This window comes from Anabaena sp. 54, from assembly GCF_017355725.1.
GTDB classification, from domain to species: domain Bacteria; phylum Cyanobacteriota; class Cyanobacteriia; order Cyanobacteriales; family Nostocaceae; genus Dolichospermum; species Dolichospermum heterosporum.
This window is the reverse complement of record NZ_JAAVWA010000028.1, coordinates 34,518-50,818: the sequence shown is the minus strand read 5'-3', so window position 1 is coordinate 50,818 and position 16,301 is coordinate 34,518. Positions and strand designations below refer to the sequence as shown.

19 protein-coding genes are annotated in these 16,301 nt (G+C 38.1%); 8 read left to right on the top strand and 11 right to left on the bottom strand.

Annotation, left to right across the window (positions count from 1 at the left end):
* Nucleotides 1-85 precede the first annotated feature (85 nt).
* Together lysS and HEQ36_RS20395 are read right to left on the bottom strand one after the other, a co-directional pair.
* Complete coding sequence (gene lysS / locus HEQ36_RS20400; RefSeq protein WP_168635161.1) at nt 86-1,672, bottom strand: lysine--tRNA ligase; 1,587 nt, start codon at nt 1,670-1,672, stop codon at nt 86-88.
* Nucleotides 1,673-1,728: 56 nt separating this feature from the next.
* Complete coding sequence (locus tag HEQ36_RS20395; RefSeq protein WP_168635162.1) at nt 1,729-2,088, bottom strand: VOC family protein; 360 nt, start codon at nt 2,086-2,088, stop codon at nt 1,729-1,731.
* 789 nt (nt 2,089-2,877) lie between these two features.
* Here HEQ36_RS20395 and HEQ36_RS20390 point away from each other — a divergent pair.
* A complete protein-coding gene (locus tag HEQ36_RS20390; protein WP_168635163.1) occupies nt 2,878-3,504 on the top strand; it encodes a radical SAM protein in 627 nt (208 codons plus the stop codon).
* Nucleotides 3,501-3,932 carry a 6-carboxytetrahydropterin synthase QueD gene (gene queD / locus HEQ36_RS20385; protein WP_168635164.1) on the top strand — a complete coding sequence of 144 codons (432 nt, stop codon included), beginning with the start codon at nt 3,501-3,503 and terminating at the stop codon, nt 3,930-3,932. The genes HEQ36_RS20390 and queD overlap by 4 nt, the downstream gene beginning before the upstream one ends.
* A gap of 64 nt (nt 3,933-3,996) precedes the next feature.
* On the opposite strand, the gene HEQ36_RS20380 is transcribed toward queD, so the two are convergent.
* The gene (locus HEQ36_RS20380) at nt 3,997-5,280 is read right to left on the bottom strand and encodes an ankyrin repeat domain-containing protein (protein WP_168635165.1); all 1,284 of its coding nucleotides are present in this window, start codon (nt 5,278-5,280) and stop codon (nt 3,997-3,999) included.
* A 136-nt stretch (nt 5,281-5,416) separates the two neighbouring features.
* Between HEQ36_RS20380 and HEQ36_RS20375 the strand changes: the two genes are divergently transcribed.
* On the top strand, nt 5,417-5,887 hold the full coding sequence (locus HEQ36_RS20375) for a DUF4079 domain-containing protein (RefSeq protein ID WP_053537663.1): 471 nt from the start codon (nt 5,417-5,419) through the stop codon (nt 5,885-5,887).
* Between the two features lie 269 nt (nt 5,888-6,156).
* On the opposite strand, the gene HEQ36_RS20370 is transcribed toward HEQ36_RS20375, so the two are convergent.
* Both HEQ36_RS20370 and HEQ36_RS20365 read right to left on the bottom strand, forming a co-directional pair.
* Nucleotides 6,157-6,972, bottom strand: coding sequence for a Uma2 family endonuclease (locus HEQ36_RS20370; RefSeq protein ID WP_053537662.1), 816 nt, complete (start codon nt 6,970-6,972; stop codon nt 6,157-6,159).
* A 148-nt stretch (nt 6,973-7,120) separates the two neighbouring features.
* Nucleotides 7,121-7,903 carry a Uma2 family endonuclease gene (locus HEQ36_RS20365; RefSeq protein WP_039200590.1) on the bottom strand — a complete coding sequence of 261 codons (783 nt, stop codon included), beginning with the start codon at nt 7,901-7,903 and terminating at the stop codon, nt 7,121-7,123.
* 28 nt (nt 7,904-7,931) lie between these two features.
* On the opposite strand from HEQ36_RS20365, the gene HEQ36_RS20360 reads away from it, so the two are divergent.
* The gene (locus HEQ36_RS20360) at nt 7,932-8,057 is read left to right on the top strand and encodes a hypothetical protein (RefSeq protein WP_256366901.1); all 126 of its coding nucleotides are present in this window, start codon (nt 7,932-7,934) and stop codon (nt 8,055-8,057) included.
* A 194-nt stretch (nt 8,058-8,251) separates the two neighbouring features.
* On the top strand, nt 8,252-8,443 hold the full coding sequence (locus tag HEQ36_RS20355) for a hypothetical protein (protein WP_152608834.1): 192 nt from the start codon (nt 8,252-8,254) through the stop codon (nt 8,441-8,443).
* A 115-nt stretch (nt 8,444-8,558) separates the two neighbouring features.
* Here HEQ36_RS20355 and HEQ36_RS20350 read toward each other — a convergent pair whose 3' ends face one another.
* Nucleotides 8,559-9,173, bottom strand: coding sequence for a DUF1997 domain-containing protein (locus HEQ36_RS20350; protein ID WP_053537660.1), 615 nt, complete (start codon nt 9,171-9,173; stop codon nt 8,559-8,561).
* Between the two features lie 333 nt (nt 9,174-9,506).
* Between HEQ36_RS20350 and HEQ36_RS20345 the strand changes: the two genes are divergently transcribed.
* Nucleotides 9,507-10,181 (top strand): glycoside hydrolase family protein, encoded by a 675-nt coding sequence (locus tag HEQ36_RS20345; RefSeq protein ID WP_205748449.1) that lies wholly within the window; start codon nt 9,507-9,509, stop codon nt 10,179-10,181.
* 10 nt (nt 10,182-10,191) lie between these two features.
* On the opposite strand, the gene HEQ36_RS20340 is transcribed toward HEQ36_RS20345, so the two are convergent.
* A complete protein-coding gene (locus HEQ36_RS20340) occupies nt 10,192-10,947 on the bottom strand; it encodes an armadillo-type fold-containing protein (RefSeq protein WP_168635166.1) in 756 nt (251 codons plus the stop codon).
* 92 nt (nt 10,948-11,039) lie between these two features.
* Nucleotides 11,040-11,573 carry a DUF4330 domain-containing protein gene (locus HEQ36_RS20335; protein WP_027403585.1) on the bottom strand — a complete coding sequence of 178 codons (534 nt, stop codon included), beginning with the start codon at nt 11,571-11,573 and terminating at the stop codon, nt 11,040-11,042.
* A 285-nt stretch (nt 11,574-11,858) separates the two neighbouring features.
* Between HEQ36_RS20335 and HEQ36_RS20330 the strand changes: the two genes are divergently transcribed.
* The gene (locus HEQ36_RS20330; RefSeq protein WP_168635167.1) at nt 11,859-12,722 is read left to right on the top strand and encodes a M48 family metallopeptidase; all 864 of its coding nucleotides are present in this window, start codon (nt 11,859-11,861) and stop codon (nt 12,720-12,722) included.
* Here HEQ36_RS20330 and HEQ36_RS20325 read toward each other — a convergent pair whose 3' ends face one another.
* The 3 genes from HEQ36_RS20325 to HEQ36_RS20315 all read right to left on the bottom strand — a co-directional run bounded on the left by HEQ36_RS20325 (nt 12,723) and on the right by HEQ36_RS20315 (nt 15,841).
* Nucleotides 12,723-13,484 carry a metallophosphoesterase family protein gene (locus HEQ36_RS20325; RefSeq protein WP_053537656.1) on the bottom strand — a complete coding sequence of 254 codons (762 nt, stop codon included), beginning with the start codon at nt 13,482-13,484 and terminating at the stop codon, nt 12,723-12,725.
* A 234-nt stretch (nt 13,485-13,718) separates the two neighbouring features.
* Nucleotides 13,719-14,522, bottom strand: a complete 804-nt coding sequence (locus HEQ36_RS20320) for a Tab2/Atab2 family RNA-binding protein (protein ID WP_053537655.1) — start codon at nt 14,520-14,522, stop codon at nt 13,719-13,721.
* 47 nt (nt 14,523-14,569) lie between these two features.
* Nucleotides 14,570-15,841 (bottom strand): CCA tRNA nucleotidyltransferase, encoded by a 1,272-nt coding sequence (locus HEQ36_RS20315; protein WP_168635520.1) that lies wholly within the window; start codon nt 15,839-15,841, stop codon nt 14,570-14,572.
* Nucleotides 15,842-15,927: 86 nt separating this feature from the next.
* On the opposite strand from HEQ36_RS20315, the gene HEQ36_RS20310 reads away from it, so the two are divergent.
* Complete coding sequence (locus HEQ36_RS20310) at nt 15,928-16,176, top strand: Ycf34 family protein (RefSeq protein ID WP_168635168.1); 249 nt, start codon at nt 15,928-15,930, stop codon at nt 16,174-16,176.
* The last annotated feature ends 125 nt before the right edge of the window (nt 16,177-16,301 follow it).

The window sequence follows — 16,301 nt, the reverse complement described above, 5'->3', positions numbered from 1 at the left end:
ATCAAAAGGCTCTGCCTTATGCTAACATTAATATGAGGCAGAGCCTCATTAACCGTATTCCCTGTCAGAGACAGGGAACAAGGAATTAAGAAACTTCTAGTTTTTCCTTACCTGCATTCAAAGCCACAACATCTTGTAACCTCGAAATCACAAAATATTTCTCCAAATAAGACAACAAACCACCAGCTTTTGGACCCTTTTCTTTATTTAAAAAAGATAGATACAAAGCCTTAAAAGCAATTGGTTGTTGAATCCCTAACTCCTTAGTAGTCGAGAAAATTATAGTTTGTAATTCCTCAGCTTCCCAATTAGGAATATTTTGCAAATTCTCCATCAACTTTTGCAAATAAGCAACCTGTTCAGAGTTCAAATCATTAGCTTTATCAGGAACTTGTTCCAAATACAGAACTAACTTTTCTTCCTCATCTGCATAATCTTGTAACCACAATTGTGCAGCAGCAATTCTTTGATTAATAATTTCCTGATCATACTCAGTTAAAGGCTGTGGACTACGTTGGACAACCTCATCTTGAATATTTAAACGCGGAACTTGCAACAAAGAAATTAACGTACTAAAATCAAAAGGTTGGAAAGTTTTAACTTCATCCCCTAGTTGGGCGTAAAATAACGGCATTAATTCCTCCGTTAATTCAGGAGATTTAGAATACTTGTTAATTAAAGTATCGTAATCTCTAAATAAACGAGTAGTAGTTTCATAATTTGGCGCAAAATTAATGACAGTTCTTGGCTGAGTTCGCAACATTAAAAAGCGCAGTAATTCCGGTGGAAGTAAAGCCGCAATTTCTTCAGCACTCGAACCAACTCCCTTAGAAGAACTCATCTTTGTCCCATTTACCAGAATAAATTCATAGGGAGAATGAAAAGGAGGTTGCTTTTGTAAAACCTTGCGACTAATCGCATTAGCAACATCACGAGAACCACCTTTTTGAGAATGATCCTTTCCAGCCATTTCAATAGTTACACCCAACACATCCCACTTAGCCACCCATTCAACTTTCCAAGGTAATTTACCATTACCATTAAAAGGAGAAACCCAACCAGAATGTCCACAACCTTTTACATAGTCAGTTGCATCAGGTTTGCAGGTGTAAAATACTTCTGAACCGTTATAATCTGTCGTGACAGTTGTGGCAATCTTACCGCAATTTTCACAAATAACTTGAAAAGGATACCAGTTATTTGGACGGTCAGCTTTGCTTACTTCCTTATAAGCTTCTCTCACCAAATGGGCATTTTTTAAGAAAGTGTCAATATAGGAATTAAGTTTTCCAGAACGATATAAATCGCGGAGAAAATAAGTTTCTGGTTTAATTCCTAAATACTCGAAAACTTCAAAAAATTCACCAATGAAATATTTAGCATAATCACTAGCATCATCACCAGGAGAAGGCACATTACACAGCGGAAAGCCCAAATAAGGAGAAAACTTTTCCTGATCTAAGTATTTTGGAACTGTATCCAGTGCGTCATAGTCATCCACACCATACAAGAACTTGACAGGTTTACCTGCGTGTTTCAATGCCCGGTAAATCACATCATGGATAACCACACCCCGCAAAGACCCAACGTGTACCCGTCCTGATGGAGTCTTAGAATCATTAACTACCTGGTAGCCTACTGCATCAGCAGCGATTTTATCAGCCCAAAACATTTGCTATTTATCTTTTCACAATCTACCCATTTTAACTTTTGTCATGGAGAATAATCTCATTGTTGACTAAGTTCAATAATATTTCTATCTGGATCTTTAATAAAAATTGCCGCGCGACCAGAAGCACTAGCCTGAAAAGGATAATTTTTAGCGATTAACTCATCTTTCACAACCTGCAAATCAACCACAGCAAAAGCAATATGAGGATTCTGTCCCCATTTTTCCTGTTGCTTATCGGTTGGTACAGCAGGCGCAACTATGAGATGAAGTTGATAATTACCGATTTGATACCAGACACCGGGGTATTTTAGAGGGCGTTCTACTTTTTTTAGTCCTAATACCTGACTATAAAAATATTCAGCCTGTTCTAAATCAGTGACTAGAATACCAGTATGAAGACTCTGTATAATTTGCATTTTTTTGTTTTGTTAAAATATATAGTCATCATATTTGATTTTTGAACATTGCAAAACTCAGATCCCCGACTTCTTAGAGAAGTCGGGGATCTTATTTATTTATTGTTCAAAAAAAATTAATTTTTTCTTTAGGGACTTCCAAGAAATAAATTATCCTGATTAACGAACCACAGAGGCGCAGAGGACACAGAGGAATAAGGGTTTGAGAGATTTTTGCGTTAGGTGGTTGAGTATTTTTTTATTTGGAAGTCCCTTATGATTACTCGAAAGTGCCACAAATGCTCAGAAAACCACACCTAAGATAGATTAATTTATAATCCACGTAGTTTTTATTACATAAAAATTGATAATTCCAATACTTCCCCTTCAAATAAAAAAATGTATATTGTTCAAATCTAGCACAGTAGGAAACATCAAGGCAGAAACAAGGTAACGGTGAAAGATGAATTTACTTCTTTCTACCCTTGTCGTGTAAGAATTTCATCTTGATGTTTCTCTTTTTTAATAATTTGTAAATTGTTGATTTTTATCAAAATCTTATCTGATTAATTATTCTTAAATCCAGCAATATTTACTTAAGTAAAGTATAAATTTTACATAAAAATCCCATACAATAAAAAGAGCATGACTTACGCAATTGGCACATTGGTAGGGTGCGTCAGACTGCGTAAATTCTGCAAATAAACAGATTGTTGATATCTGACGCACCCTACAACTCTTGCGTAAGTCCTACAGATTTTTACTTTTTCTATGGCAAGCTGGTAGTCAAAGAGGTTATGGATTTAAAAAATGTCGTTTTCAGAAATCAAGCTACCAATTCATGAAACTTTTCAAAGTACAGTTCAGGGAGAAGGGTACTGGACTGGTTGCTTAGTAGACTTTATTCGCTTATCTGGTTGTCCAGTTGCTTGTCCTTGGTGTGATACGGGTTATGCTGACCCAAGAGTAAATTTACCCCGAATCGAACGTCCTATTGCTGAACTTCTAGGGGAAATAAAATCTCCCAGAGTGGTAATAACTGGTGGAGAACCATTTATTCATAAGCATTTACCGGAATTAGTACAAGCTTTGTTAGTTGCAGATAAGTTGGTTAGCATTGAAACATCAGGCTCTTTTTGGCAAGAAGTTTCCCCCGCAGCCTGGATTACTCTATCTCCCAAGGAACATCTTAACGCTAAATATCCAGTGCAAAGTCAGTTTTGGAGTCGAGCTAATGAAGTTAAGATAATCATAGAAACTGGTAGAGAACTTGATTTTTACGAAAAATATCTATCTACTCACCCTAATTTGCTTGTCTACTTACAACCTGAGTGGAACAGTTCGTCGAAATCACTACCGCTGATTTTCCAGATATTACAACAAAAACCTGACTATAGACTATCTTTACAAACACACAAGTATATCGGAGTACAATGACTAATCAGCAGTGGCTACTAGCTAAGGAATTCCGCTTTGAAGCAGCACATAAATTGCCTTACCATGATGGTAAATGTTCTCGGCTGCATGGACATAGTTGGCGTGGAGTTGTTTATGTAGCTGGTGATAGATTAGTAACAGAAGGTGCTAAACAGGGTATGGTTATGGACTATTCAGAAATCAAAAAATATCTCCAACCCTTGCTGGAGAATTATTTAGATCACTATTATTTAAATGAATCTCTGGGTTTAGAGTCACCAACTAGTGAGGCGATCGCTGCTTGGATTTATGAAAAATTAGAACAAGCAGGATTAGCAGGGTTAACAGCAGTCAGAATTGATGAAACTTGCACTTCTATTTGCTTGTATTCTAAAAATCGCATATCTGGCTGGTTGAATTCTGGTGAAAGCATAAATTTACTTCCCTGAATTTAATTTTCAAAACTCTTACCTTTGGGTGAAAATAATTCATATTTACATAATTCAACGTCTATCACTCCTGCGCTCCAGCTTGTCTTAACATATTACAAATACCACGATAATTATTAAATTCGGCAATCATTAAGGCTGTATAACCCCCTTGATTTTTTAAATTTACATCTGCCCCAGCTTGTAATAGCATTGCCACTGCTTGACTATAACCTTCTGCTACAGCTAACATTAAAGCAGTTGCGCCAGCGGAGTTTTGCAGATTCACATTTGCTCCTGTTTCTAATAGTAATTGGAATATTTCGGGATAGTTGGCAGCTATGGCTTTGACTAAAGCGGTTTTACCATCATCTGCTAATTTATTAATATCTGCTCCATAATAAAGTAATAGTTTGACAGTTGGGAAATGTCCTTGGGATACTGCTAAGGTAAGCGCAACTTCGCCAAAGTTTTTCTTTTCCATATCTGCTCCTGCATCTAGTAAAACTGCTACTATATCGCTATATCCCTGGAATGCGGCTATTAATAAGGGTGTATCTCCCAAATGGTTTCTAATTTGCACATCTGCGCCCCGTTGGATTAATATTTTGACTACATCTATATATTCTTCGACAACGGCAAAATGTAAGGCTGTTTCACCTTCTTTATCTTGATGATTAATTTCCGCACCTGCATCTAATAAAGCGGTGATAATAGCAGTATTTCCCGTTGCTGTGGCTGCTAATAATGCTGTTCCATGATCAACGTTTTTGATGTTAACATCAGCACCAGATGATAACAATGCTTGGACTATTTCTAAATAGCCTAAATCTGCGGCAATTATTAATCCTGTATCACCCTCTGGATCTTGACTATTGACAATATGGTTATTTTGTGATAATGCTTTAACTACTGTTGGATGTTTGTGTTTTATGGCTAGTTTGAACGCGGTATCATCATCTTTGTCGGTAATGCTTATGTCAGCACCGGCGGCTAATAAAATTTGTACAATCTCAAGATGACCTTTCAGTGCTGCTATCATTAATGCGGTACTACCATCATCGTTGGTAGCATTGACATTTGCCTCGTTAGAGACTAATAATTTGACAACATCTATTTGATTAGCACTAGCAGCCAGCATTAGTGCTGTTAAATTATAGGTTTTTCTGGTTAAGTTAATGTTAGCACCGGCATCCAAGAGCGATCGCACAATTTCTGTATAACCTAAATTCGCCGCAAACATCAATGCTGTAGTTCCATTTATATCGCTAATATCCACATTAGCACCGTCGGACAGCAGCGTAAATACTCCCTGCATATCCCCAGTTTTCACAGCCTTCAACAACGAAGTATCTTGATTTTCTATCATTTGGTTATATCCTGTTTCGGTAGATGTGACTGATTCCAACTCCAGATTACACTTTGGCAAGATTGAAAAATTTCTACGTAAGAAAAATAAATGTATGCTAAGTTTTATGAAGATTTAATAATCGGAAGTAAAAAATATGGCTTTTGAACTAACTCCAACAATCAGATTCTGGTTGAACTTTGCTCACCCAGTTACTATGTGGGTACTATTAGCACTTTCCTTGTATGCTGCATATTTAGGATTACAAGTACAGCGTACCAGAAATGCTCAGGGAGAAGAAAAGAAAGAACTAGTTAAAGGGCGTTATACCATCAAACATCACCAAATTGGTTCTATTATGTTAGCTCTGATGGTGGCAGGTTCAATTGGTGGCATGGCTGTCACCTACATTAATAATGGTAAGTTATTTGTCGGACCCCATCTATTAGCCGGATTAGGGATGACAGGTTTAATAGCTTTTTCCGCATCTCTATCTCCTTTTATGCAAAAAGGCGCAAATTGGGCGCGGATAACTCATATATTGTTAAATTTTGCTATTTTAGGGCTTTTTGCATGGCAAGCCTTCTCTGGTGTCGAAATTATCCAAAGAATCCTCACTAAAGCATAGATTGTCAATTCTCAATTTGTAGGGTGCGTCAGACTCGATAACTTGGTAAAAAACAGATTCCCTCTATCTGACGCACCAGTTATTCCCTAAGAGACTTCCAATTAAAAAAATATCCCAAAATTTTTTGTGGTGCGGGCATCTTGCCCGCTAATAATACAAGGACGGGTAAGACTTGTACTGAGCTTGTCGATAGCGTAGCGTGGCGTTAGCCATAGTATGCCCATCCCACAAAATTGGATAATTTTTTTGTGGAGTTCTCTAAACATCCTCTACAGAATTTCATCAGGATTAACACCGATAGATTTCAGATAAGCCGCTAATTTTTCTTTTTGTTGGCGTTCCTGGTCTGCCCTTTGCTGTTGCTCGTCTGCCCTTTGTTGTTGTTGGTCTGCTCGTTCATTGCCAGTTAACAACATCTCACCATCTCCAGTCCACCAACGTAACCAGGGTATTTCCGTATCTTGTTGAATCCCCAACTCTACCCCCATTGGTGGAATCGGAAAATGCCCTCGTTCATTAGCTGGCATTTTCTCATACTTGCCATCTACCAAATGATAGACCTCAACCGATGATTTTTCTACCTCATAAATAGCATAAAAGGGAATCCTAATTGCTTGTTCATATACCCAGAATTTACCCGCTTTCTTTGGTTCTCCAGTTTGGTCATCAATATCATGTAATGAGGTAGTATCTCTTTCTTCTGAACCATCACCAGAGACAAATTCAATGGCAATTAATGGGGCAACAATTTCCTTCCACATTACATAAGAACGGCGATATACTCCTGCCAATAAAGGGGCAACATGGGGAACATAAAACCAATCTGGTGCTTCTGCTCCTTTTACTAGTGGTTCTGTAATTCGCCAATAAATACCGCTATCTTGTCCAATACAATAACGTCCGTCGGGATGTAGTTTTTGTAAAATTGCTTCTATAGAAGTTGTGAGAATGATACTTTGGGGTAGTTCCTGAAAATTTTTCACAAATTCTCCATCTGAATCTGGCAGTTGTGTGTGGTCAGGGAGTGTGATTTGATCGTCTTCAGATGTAGTTGGTGGTGCAATGATTGGTTTTGTTAATACCATAGCAACTTCATCGCCTTAGTTAATTTTTCCTAGTTTAACATGATTCTCAATGCAGATTTATACGATGTGACAAAAAGCGATCGCGTAAGCACTGCTGCAAGTAGATCGCATCTTATGAATAAGTAGAGAGCGCTTTTTTTCAAGACATCTATGGGATTTCGTCAGGATTAATACCCAAGGTTTTCAGGTACGCTGCCAGTTTTTCCTTTTGTTGTCGTTCTTGAAGAGCGATCGCTTCAGCTTCTTCTTTAGCAGCACGCATCTGATCTGCCCGTTCTTCAGCAGTGAGATACCTCACCCCAGAGCGATCGTACCAATAAACCCACTCCCGTTGCCAACCGCCCTGATTGCCCTGCTCACAACCAATTCCTAGCTCTATCTCCGGCATCCAGAACACTTTACCATTTCCTGGTAACAGAGCAACCGATGGGACTAATTCATACTTGCTATCTACTAATTTATAAACTTCTAAAGACTGATGTTTTTTATATAATCCTCTTCTTCCACTCAAGGGATTGTAAATCACATAATATAAAATCCCTAAATCTTGGTACTCTAACAACTTGCTATCATATTCGCCATTATATTTGTGAGAAACTACTTCCAATACCAAAATTGGTAATACTTTTTCTTCCCATAATAAATAACTTAATCTACCCCCTTCATTTTTGAGTCTCTCCACTCCTAAAGCTAAAAACCCATCGGGAACAATTGATTTAGATTTTGCCGGTTCTTCTGTGTTTGGTTCATAGTAAACGCACATATCTACTCCCCAGAACCAATCTTGGCGATCGCCCCAAATCCATTTCAATAAATTTAACAATAGATTGGGAATATCATTTTGGAGTTCATTATCCACTGGGGTTTCGTCGCTGTCGGGTAAGTCTTCTGCTGTGGGCAGATTTTGATATTCATAAGATGTCGTAACCATAGCTTTTTGGCCTGTTACTTTCGCTTCTATGATATTAACTCATTTAGCGATCGCCTCAGATTCTTCTTTAGCACCACGTTTTTGGAGGGGTTTAGCAATGCTCATAGGTGTCAACTTAACCGAAAATATAGGAGTCCTATATGTTATCTGTTAGCGGCTACAACCGCTCGGAAATCAATTTCCGGGCTAATAGCTCAAGTACGTTAAAACGTACTCAAATTAATTGAGAATAACGTTAACCAAACGGTACTGGGTCGCACCAACAACAGAATTATTAGCACCAACAACATTTATGGCAATCTGGCAGTTCTTGGCTCTGCCTTCAATACTAGCAGAGGCAGAGCCTCTGTGATAACATTCCCAGTCAGAGACTGGGAACGAGATAAACGAGATAAAAGTAGTCGGTTTAAACCGACTTTAGCTATAAGACAGGGAATTTATTCCCTGGATTCTGGATTCTGGAACTCTGAAATATTCAAGAATGGACTTAAACTACCTACCACTAGAAAAGCATCCTATTACGGAAATAATGGCAAGTAGATTTAGGTTATGGTATCGGTTCTCAAGGCAATGGTATTGTTGTTTCAACATCAACGGGAATATTACCCGCAATAGATTTGAGGTTGCGTACTGATAACAATGCCTTAGACCGTTATTATTTGTGTTTCTTTTGCGAAAAAGGTATATTTAGAGATTGATGAAAATCTTTTTGTACCTTGTGTGTGAGACGATGGGAAACTTTACGGACTATTTGATTAAGGATGCGATCGCCAGTAGACTGAATTAACGAATAGGGTAATCGCTGAATAAATCTGGGAAACTGCAACTCAACAACCAAATCCAACTCCCACTCCACCCGCGTAACCCCATCTAAATCACCTATCAATCGTGTTGATGATTTATAATCCACCTCATAACCAGGTGACTGATAATCAGGTACAGGAATAGTTCGGATTTGGAATTCATTATCTTCAGGTTTTAACAACTCTAAACCAATCTTCGGTTCTACATCGTAACCAAAAGCACCAAATTTACCTACCGCCAAAGCATAACTATTTTCACCTATCCGGCTTACCTTCATCGGTTCTGCACAACGACCAAACCAGGAAGAGTGAGTATTGAAATACTTCTCTACCTGCTCCACAGGAGCATACATTTCCATCCCATCTTGATAATTACCATAAAATTTAGTTGCGCTTAGATGAGCCTCCTGTAATACAGTCTCATCTGCTACTTCCCATGATTGATATTTACTATTGTTTGTAACCATAAATTTGTTTTTTCTATATCTGGAAAGTTGTCTATATTCATCATTCCCACTTCAGGGAAGTTTTTTCGCATCAAAATCCAATTTTCACGAAAATTTCAAAAAATTGTCATTAACTTTACACAAACAGCATGAACTGATTATGTAGAGTCAGTCAACAACGAGAAAAATGGTAAATTCAGGTGTAACCAATTCACAGTCATTCAATAATTGATATTGTAGCTAAATACCAAAATAACTTCATCATAGCAATATTACTGAGCCGAGCAATCTTCCGAAATAAAAAAGTTAATTTTTGCTTATTAGTCCCAAGAAATAACTAAAAGGAGTTAAATTCTGAAAAACTTTGAACTGAAAGGTGTAGAAAAACTCATCGCTCCCATAGCCTCACTTTTGGGCTTTGTGTACCTGTTTCAGTGGTATATTTTTGGAGATATACAATTATCTCCCGAACCTATATTTACCAGAAAACAGCCTCCCCTAGTCATGAAAGGTGGAGATCCTTATATTCGGGCATTAATGCGAACTATATCTGCCAGTGAAGCCAGTGGGAATCGTCCCTACTCTCTCTTGTATGGTGGTGAACAAGTTAATGATCTCAGTCATCATCCTCAAAAATGTATCACCATTGTCACAGGACCGAATACAGGTAACTGTTCCACAGCCGCAGGTAGATATCAAATTATTAATACTACGTGGGATCAAATTGCTCCTCGTTATCATCCAAAACCCAGCAAAATGATGCTTTGGACTAATTATAGTTTTGAAGCAGAGTATCAAGATGTCGTCGTTTACCGTTGGTTAAATGATGTAAAAGTTTGGGGTGTAAATATTCCTAAGCTATTACAGCAACAAAAATTAAATGATGTTCTCCGAAAACTCTCCCCCACATGGACAAGTTTAGGATACGGGATAGAAAATAATTCTGTTAGTAGTTCCTTACCCAAAATTTATCAGCAAATCTTAAAGGAAGAATTAAAGCAAAATCCCGAAATCAAAAGTACAAAATAGGAAAATTAGATCAATCTACAAGGATTTTGCTTTTCGCTTTGGCTGATATAGGCATAAATACCTTTGCCTGAATAGGCTTTAGCACTTGCAACCCAGTTAAATTTTGCAAACAATCCAAAGCGGCTTCCCGAATCATGACTTCTTGTTCCTGACTCAGTAATAGTTGTAAACATTCCCCGATATCTTGTTGTATTACCGTATCAACTCGCTGACGGGTAATCAGTTTATTGAGTTGACGTATGGAAAGTAAACGTTTTAAAGAATCCTTTTCCGTTAAATTATTTAACAATTGATCAAGATAATCTTCTTCTCGATTTCCTTGAAAACTGAATATTTGCCACACCAGCAAAATTAAAGTTAATAGCGTTCCCATTCCTTGCACAATAGCACCAGCCGCCAACCAATGACTAGGAGCATCAATCCAAATTGCCGAAGCCATGTAAGTTATCACAGTCGCAATACCACCACTGGCGATCGCATAAGCTAACCTACTATTAGTGCTACTCATCAACTTACGTATTTCTAACCAGCGCAATTGCCAATTCCATTTTTGCACTGAGTAAGTAAATACCATCATCCCAATACCCACCACCAGAGCTAACAGCAATTGCCAACTCCAAAGCAGCATAGCTACAATAATTGTCAGTAATCCCAGCAAAATACCAGGTTCAGAAAAATGTTTAAAAACCTGATGTTTGGGAATCTTGATCTGAATTTCTGAAACTTGATTCATCAATTGTCGCCAAGAAGACGAAGCCTGTGCCACAGTATTTACCTACTTGATTACAAAATTATAAATAGATAGTTTTTACTAATTTTAAGGATGAAACCAGGATAATTTCATCCTTAAACAAAATGCTATTTATCCTGTAATCGAATATCAACTACAGACGCATTAAAGTTATAGTTAAAACCTTCTAATTCAAAAGGCATTCCAATTTTCACTTTGCTATTACCAAGAACAGGCCCATCCTTAGTGACTGTAGCTTGTCCTTCTAAAGTCAAGAGAAAATCTGTACTAAAGTTAATTTTTCTAGGATCTGGTAATTCTTTCACAGAACCATCTGGTTGACCAATTGTCAGTGTTCTCTCTAACTGCTCAACCGATTTAATCCCAATCTGACCATAAGGTTGATTACGGATAATCACATTAGTTTTACCACCTTTTGTAAATCCTTCTTTAATTAACTGTTGAGGATTACGAACATTGAGTCCACGTACCAGTAAATCTACCTCAATGGGTACTGTTTTCGCACCCACTTGAGCCACAGAACCAGAAGTACCAGGGAAAATAAAGATACCCACTATCACTAGCAAAATTACTAATGCAGCCCCTAAATCTAATAGGTTAATTTTACCGAACAAGCGACCTTTAGAATCTAAAATAGCCATAATCAGGTTTGGATAAGTTGCAGTTGAGTTTTCAGCTAAGTAATTGATTGTACCGACAAGTTTTTTCAAGTGATCCACAATCTTGATCACTGCATCAGAATTGACAGAAACTAGACATTATGGTTATGCGACAGTTTATCATGATTGCAGGAGCTTCAGTGTCATAGTAGCAGTAAGTTATTTGAATTGACTATTTGCACTATCTGGAGTTGAAAATGCAACTTTGTAAACTGAAAATTCGTCCTCCAATTTTAAGTTCTTACACCCATCTCATATAACTGGATTATGATTAACTCGCAAGGAATTTGGACAAATTATCGTTTGTGGCAGCGTCGCTGTTTGTATCCGTTCATTTCTGTAAGCGTTGCTGTGACTATTTGCTTAGGTACACCACTATCAAGTAAAGCTATAGGTTTTAGCGATCTGATCCGTGTACTCCCACAAGTAACCCAAATATTTAACCTATCTAATATATCCGATCGCCAGGAAGTTGATCTTGGGCAGCAAATAAATCAAGAAATACAGCAAGAAGTCAGAATTTCTCGTAATTCACAACTAAACAGCTATGTTGAACAAATCGGTAGACGTTTAGCAGCTAATAGCACTCGTCCAAATATTGCTTATACTTTTCAAGTAGTCGAAGATCCTGCTGTTAATGCCTTTGCAACCGCTGGTGGTTTTATTTATGTGAATACAGGTTTGTTAAAAACAGCAGATAATGAAGCCGAAGTCGCCAGTGTATTAGCTCATGAAATGGGACATATCGAAGGCAAACATTTAATTAAACAAATGCGACAACGAGCTATAGCCAGTGGTGTAGCTTCAGTATCCGGTTTAGATAGAAGTAAAGCCGTAGGAATTGGTGTGCAACTCGCCCTGAATCTTCCCCGTAGTCGCCAGGACGAATTTGATGCTGATAAAAGAGGATTAGCAAACATCACCCGCACTGGTTATGCTCAGTCAGCAATGGTTTCTTTCATGAAAAAGCTACAAAGAAGTAGCTCCGTACCTACATTTTTAAGCACACATCCAGGGGCAAGCGATCGCGTAATCTCCCTGCAAAATCAGATTAAAAGTCAACCAAGTAGTCAAAATCATGGTTTAGATAATCCGGTATATCAAAGCAAAATGAGAGCATTTTTGCCATAATTATGCTCGTTTTCTATGACGGCGGCTACCTGCAAATTCCTGTGGCTGAACAATTGTCATCACCTCTTCCCAAGCCACAGTCCGCACAACCCTACTGAACACATTGGCCTGATAAACCAACTTATTCGTAATATCCAGCCCCGTCAACCAACCACTACGGGGATGATAAGCGCCAGTATCAATATCTAACCAGCCCTGGCCCTGTGCCAAATTACCGGGAGCCACACCAGGTAAAGTAAAAGTTATAGTATGACCAACTATAATCAACTTATCTGCAAAATATGGTTTCTCTATCCGATGAAACTCATCCCTAATCCAGCATAATTCTTCCGCCGTCTGTTCTTGGACACTCTTTTCTGGATCAACACCTGCATGAGTTAACCAAAAATCTCCCAAATCTAAATATGTGGGCAAACTCTCAAACCAATCCAGATGTTGTTTAGGAATTGTTGCAGATTGGTAACTAGCAATAGTAGCCTGTCCTCCACTGTATAACCACGTTTGCATATTTGTGGACGAAGTATTCTTACCAGTCATGATATTTAATAACATCTGCTCATGATTACCTAGCAAACAAGGGTAATCATTTTCTTTAACAAACTCAACTACTTGGGCGCTTTTTGGACCACGATCAATTAAGTCTCCCAAAAAATATACTTGATCCTCTGATGTAGGTGCTATTTTTGCCAACAGCAACATCAAACATTCATAGTGTCCATGCACATCACCAATAACAACCCTGCGTTGACTAATTTCGCTCATTTGCTTCTAGCTTAAATGAATTAGCTGAATATTTCGACTAAACTTTGATTGGTCTAATTTTCGTTTAAAAGGTCAAGAAAACTTGACTAAGTTATGATTTCTTTAATAATTATGTAGACATTTGGTTAACTTGCCAAGTTCCCATATAAATAATTACTAACACCCAAGACTCCTATCATACATGAATTTTTATGCTTAAGTAGGCTCGTTCTCGGTAACAAAATATAACAAGCATTAGTATTTATTTTCATCTTGCAATAACCATAAACCACTATAAGTCATTCCCGAATCATCTGGTTGCACCAATAAAAAATGCAATCCCTGACTTAGCTGTTTTCGCTCTTGATATAACTTCCCCGCAGCAGTAACTTCCTCATCTGTAAAAGTCGCCAAAACCCACCTATCTACCAAACCAGCTTCTAATACCAACCCATCAGGCGCACCAGCGATATAGTTTAATGATACAGGATTATTTTCCTTTAACCACTGCGCTAAACGCATAGATTTTCGTCCACCGTAAATCACTACACCAGGGATAGGTACTGTTGAAGCTAAACCCAGATTAATTGGTTTGAGAAAATCTGGTATTTGCAAAAAAGGAATTGGTCGTTCTGTAAACTCATCCACAATATCACCAGATGGAATCGTCGCAAACCGCCATTCTTCCCCCCAGAGATTTTCCGGTAATGGTAATGGAGGTAGTTTATCCACAGTTACAGGATATTGTTTTGCTGCTAACCATTGTTTTAACGCCAAAGTTCTCCGAGTAGCTTCAACCTTAATACCTAAATTATTTCCCGCAGTTGTGATTAAACTTAAAGACTGAGGACGAAATACTTGAATTACATCTGGTAACTTTTCCTGACCAGCTAATTGTAATTGTTGGGCAACCCAAGTAGAATTAGCCTGGGATTGGGGACAACTGGCTGTAAATTCAAAACTGCGAGTTGCATCACAAACTAATAGTTCCCATAACGTCTGCCCTTCAACACTTTGTAGCGGACTACGATAAAAATCAGCCTGCCAAATCAGACTCATTCCCTACTCCATAAAAATTAAATAACTCAAAACCAAATTTAGCAAGTTTACTTTTTAACTAAATTCCTGGCAAATTCTATCGCTGCTTCTACTGTAGAAATTTTCCCCTCAGCTTGAGCAACACCAACCTCCATTAATAATTCACCTATCAATGGTGAAGCGGGAATGTTTAACGCCATCATCATGTCTTTACCATTGAGTAAAGGAATAGGATGAGCAACTACATCGTTTTTGTCAAGATAACGCTTGATTAAAGGTTCATAAGTAACAAACATACTTTCTTCAAACATTCCCTTAGCTACAATATCATTTGCTAAAGCTAATACCAACACAGCCGGAAATAAAATTCCCATTTCCCGAAACAGAAAATACTGTTTTCGCAAAGGCATCTTTACCGCTTTTATTTCCGAAAATAGTCTTAATCCCGTTGTCACAGCCCGAATTTCTGCCCGACTATAGGTAAGTTCCTGTAATTCGATTTCGGCAATTTCTGGCTTTGAGTCAACCAGACAAGCAAGTTTAGCAGTAGCTAACCAAGAAGTTTTCACAGTCTCCCGTACATAATTTGCTAATTCTTCTCCTAGTTGTTGCCAATTTTCACTAATTAAAGTATAAGCTTGATCAACAGCAGTTAACTTAATAAAACTTTCCTCAGTCGCGTTTTTAAAGAAACTAGTCAAAACACCATCTTTCCAAGCAGCATTTAGCCAAAATGTCCCTTGAGAATTTGCCAACAAATAACCAATTTCTACCCGTACTCGTTCCGCTGCCACTTGATTAATACTTTTTGCTAAACTGCGAATTGTCTCTTGAGTAGCTGGTTCAATAGTAAAACCAAGTTGGGCAGCTTGACGATAAGCCCGCATTAACCGCAAAGGATCATTTTGCAGATTTGCAGGTGATATCATTCGTAATAGTCCAGATTCTATATCTTTATAACCTTCGAGAGGATCAATAATTTCTTGAGTATGGGGATTATAAGCGATCGCATTAATAGTAAAATCCCTTCTATGCAAATCCGTAATTAAACTTTCCCCCTCCTGTTGAGCAAAATCAGCCGTAGCATGAGGAAACACCACACGGGCAATTTTTCTTTCAGCATCAAGTAACACAAAACCAGCTTGATAACGTTGAGCAATCTTTCTCGCTACCTTCACCGCATCCCCTGGGATAATAAAATCTAAATCCACATATTCCCGAACCCTACCCAAAATCGCATCACGCACCGCACCACCCACCATATAAACAGGTTGTGGCAAATATTCCAGACTACAAGGCCAATTTTTGGCAGCGAGACGAGAAACAACTAATTCATCCATTGTCATAAAAATCAACCTAGTAACTAATGCCGATTATTTTGCATTAAGCTACATTAACTATAAAGCTTCCCAAAGTTGGTTCTATTATGTGTATTTGCGTGAATTGCCACTATGTAGACCGCTGCGTCACCTACAACGCCGTAGAAACCCAGCACCAACAGCCTCACCTGACAGAAACACCAGATTTTGACCCCAACGAACCTGCCATCAACGTCAATATTCGCACACAAGGCGAAATAATTGAAATGGAATGGGATATTGTCGGTTGTCTCAGCTTCAAACAAGAAACAGGTAAATGGTCTAAATTGCGTCCAGGTGAATTAGTCCCCACCTAATTAGGCTAAATTCTGAGATGTTGCTGAGTATTTACAGCCAAAATCAGCAACACAAATTCTTACAAACTCCATTAACTTCCAATTATTCTCTTTCTTTCCTTCTTTCTTCGTGTCCTTCGCTTCTT

What these genes read in the sequence shown, in the direction of transcription:
- HEQ36_RS20350 (WP_053537660.1), bottom strand. Translation starts at nt 9,173, where the DNA reads ATGGTTACAAACAATAGTAAATATCAATCATGGGAAGTAGCAGATGAG.
- HEQ36_RS20360 (WP_256366901.1), top strand. Translation starts at nt 7,932, where the DNA reads ATGATATTAACTCATTTAGCGATCGCCTCAGATTCTTCTTTAGCACCA.
- HEQ36_RS20315 (WP_168635520.1), bottom strand. Translation starts at nt 15,841, where the DNA reads ATGGATGAATTAGTTGTTTCTCGTCTCGCTGCCAAAAATTGGCCTTGT.
- HEQ36_RS20370 (WP_053537662.1), bottom strand. Translation starts at nt 6,972, where the DNA reads ATGGTATTAACAAAACCAATCATTGCACCACCAACTACATCTGAAGAC.
- HEQ36_RS20375 (WP_053537663.1), top strand. Translation starts at nt 5,417, where the DNA reads ATGGCTTTTGAACTAACTCCAACAATCAGATTCTGGTTGAACTTTGCT.
- HEQ36_RS20335 (WP_027403585.1), bottom strand. Translation starts at nt 11,573, where the DNA reads ATGGCTATTTTAGATTCTAAAGGTCGCTTGTTCGGTAAAATTAACCTA.
- HEQ36_RS20310 (WP_168635168.1), top strand. Translation starts at nt 15,928, where the DNA reads ATGTGTATTTGCGTGAATTGCCACTATGTAGACCGCTGCGTCACCTAC.
- HEQ36_RS20365 (WP_039200590.1), bottom strand. Translation starts at nt 7,903, where the DNA reads ATGGTTACGACATCTTATGAATATCAAAATCTGCCCACAGCAGAAGAC.
- HEQ36_RS20380 (WP_168635165.1), bottom strand. Translation starts at nt 5,280, where the DNA reads ATGATAGAAAATCAAGATACTTCGTTGTTGAAGGCTGTGAAAACTGGG.
- lysS (WP_168635161.1), bottom strand. Translation starts at nt 1,672, where the DNA reads ATGTTTTGGGCTGATAAAATCGCTGCTGATGCAGTAGGCTACCAGGTA.
- HEQ36_RS20320 (WP_053537655.1), bottom strand. Translation starts at nt 14,522, where the DNA reads ATGAGTCTGATTTGGCAGGCTGATTTTTATCGTAGTCCGCTACAAAGT.
- queD (WP_168635164.1), top strand. Translation starts at nt 3,501, where the DNA reads ATGACTAATCAGCAGTGGCTACTAGCTAAGGAATTCCGCTTTGAAGCA.
- HEQ36_RS20395 (WP_168635162.1), bottom strand. Translation starts at nt 2,088, where the DNA reads ATGCAAATTATACAGAGTCTTCATACTGGTATTCTAGTCACTGATTTA.
- HEQ36_RS20390 (WP_168635163.1), top strand. Translation starts at nt 2,878, where the DNA reads ATGTCGTTTTCAGAAATCAAGCTACCAATTCATGAAACTTTTCAAAGT.
- HEQ36_RS20330 (WP_168635167.1), top strand. Translation starts at nt 11,859, where the DNA reads ATGATTAACTCGCAAGGAATTTGGACAAATTATCGTTTGTGGCAGCGT.
- HEQ36_RS20325 (WP_053537656.1), bottom strand. Translation starts at nt 13,484, where the DNA reads ATGAGCGAAATTAGTCAACGCAGGGTTGTTATTGGTGATGTGCATGGA.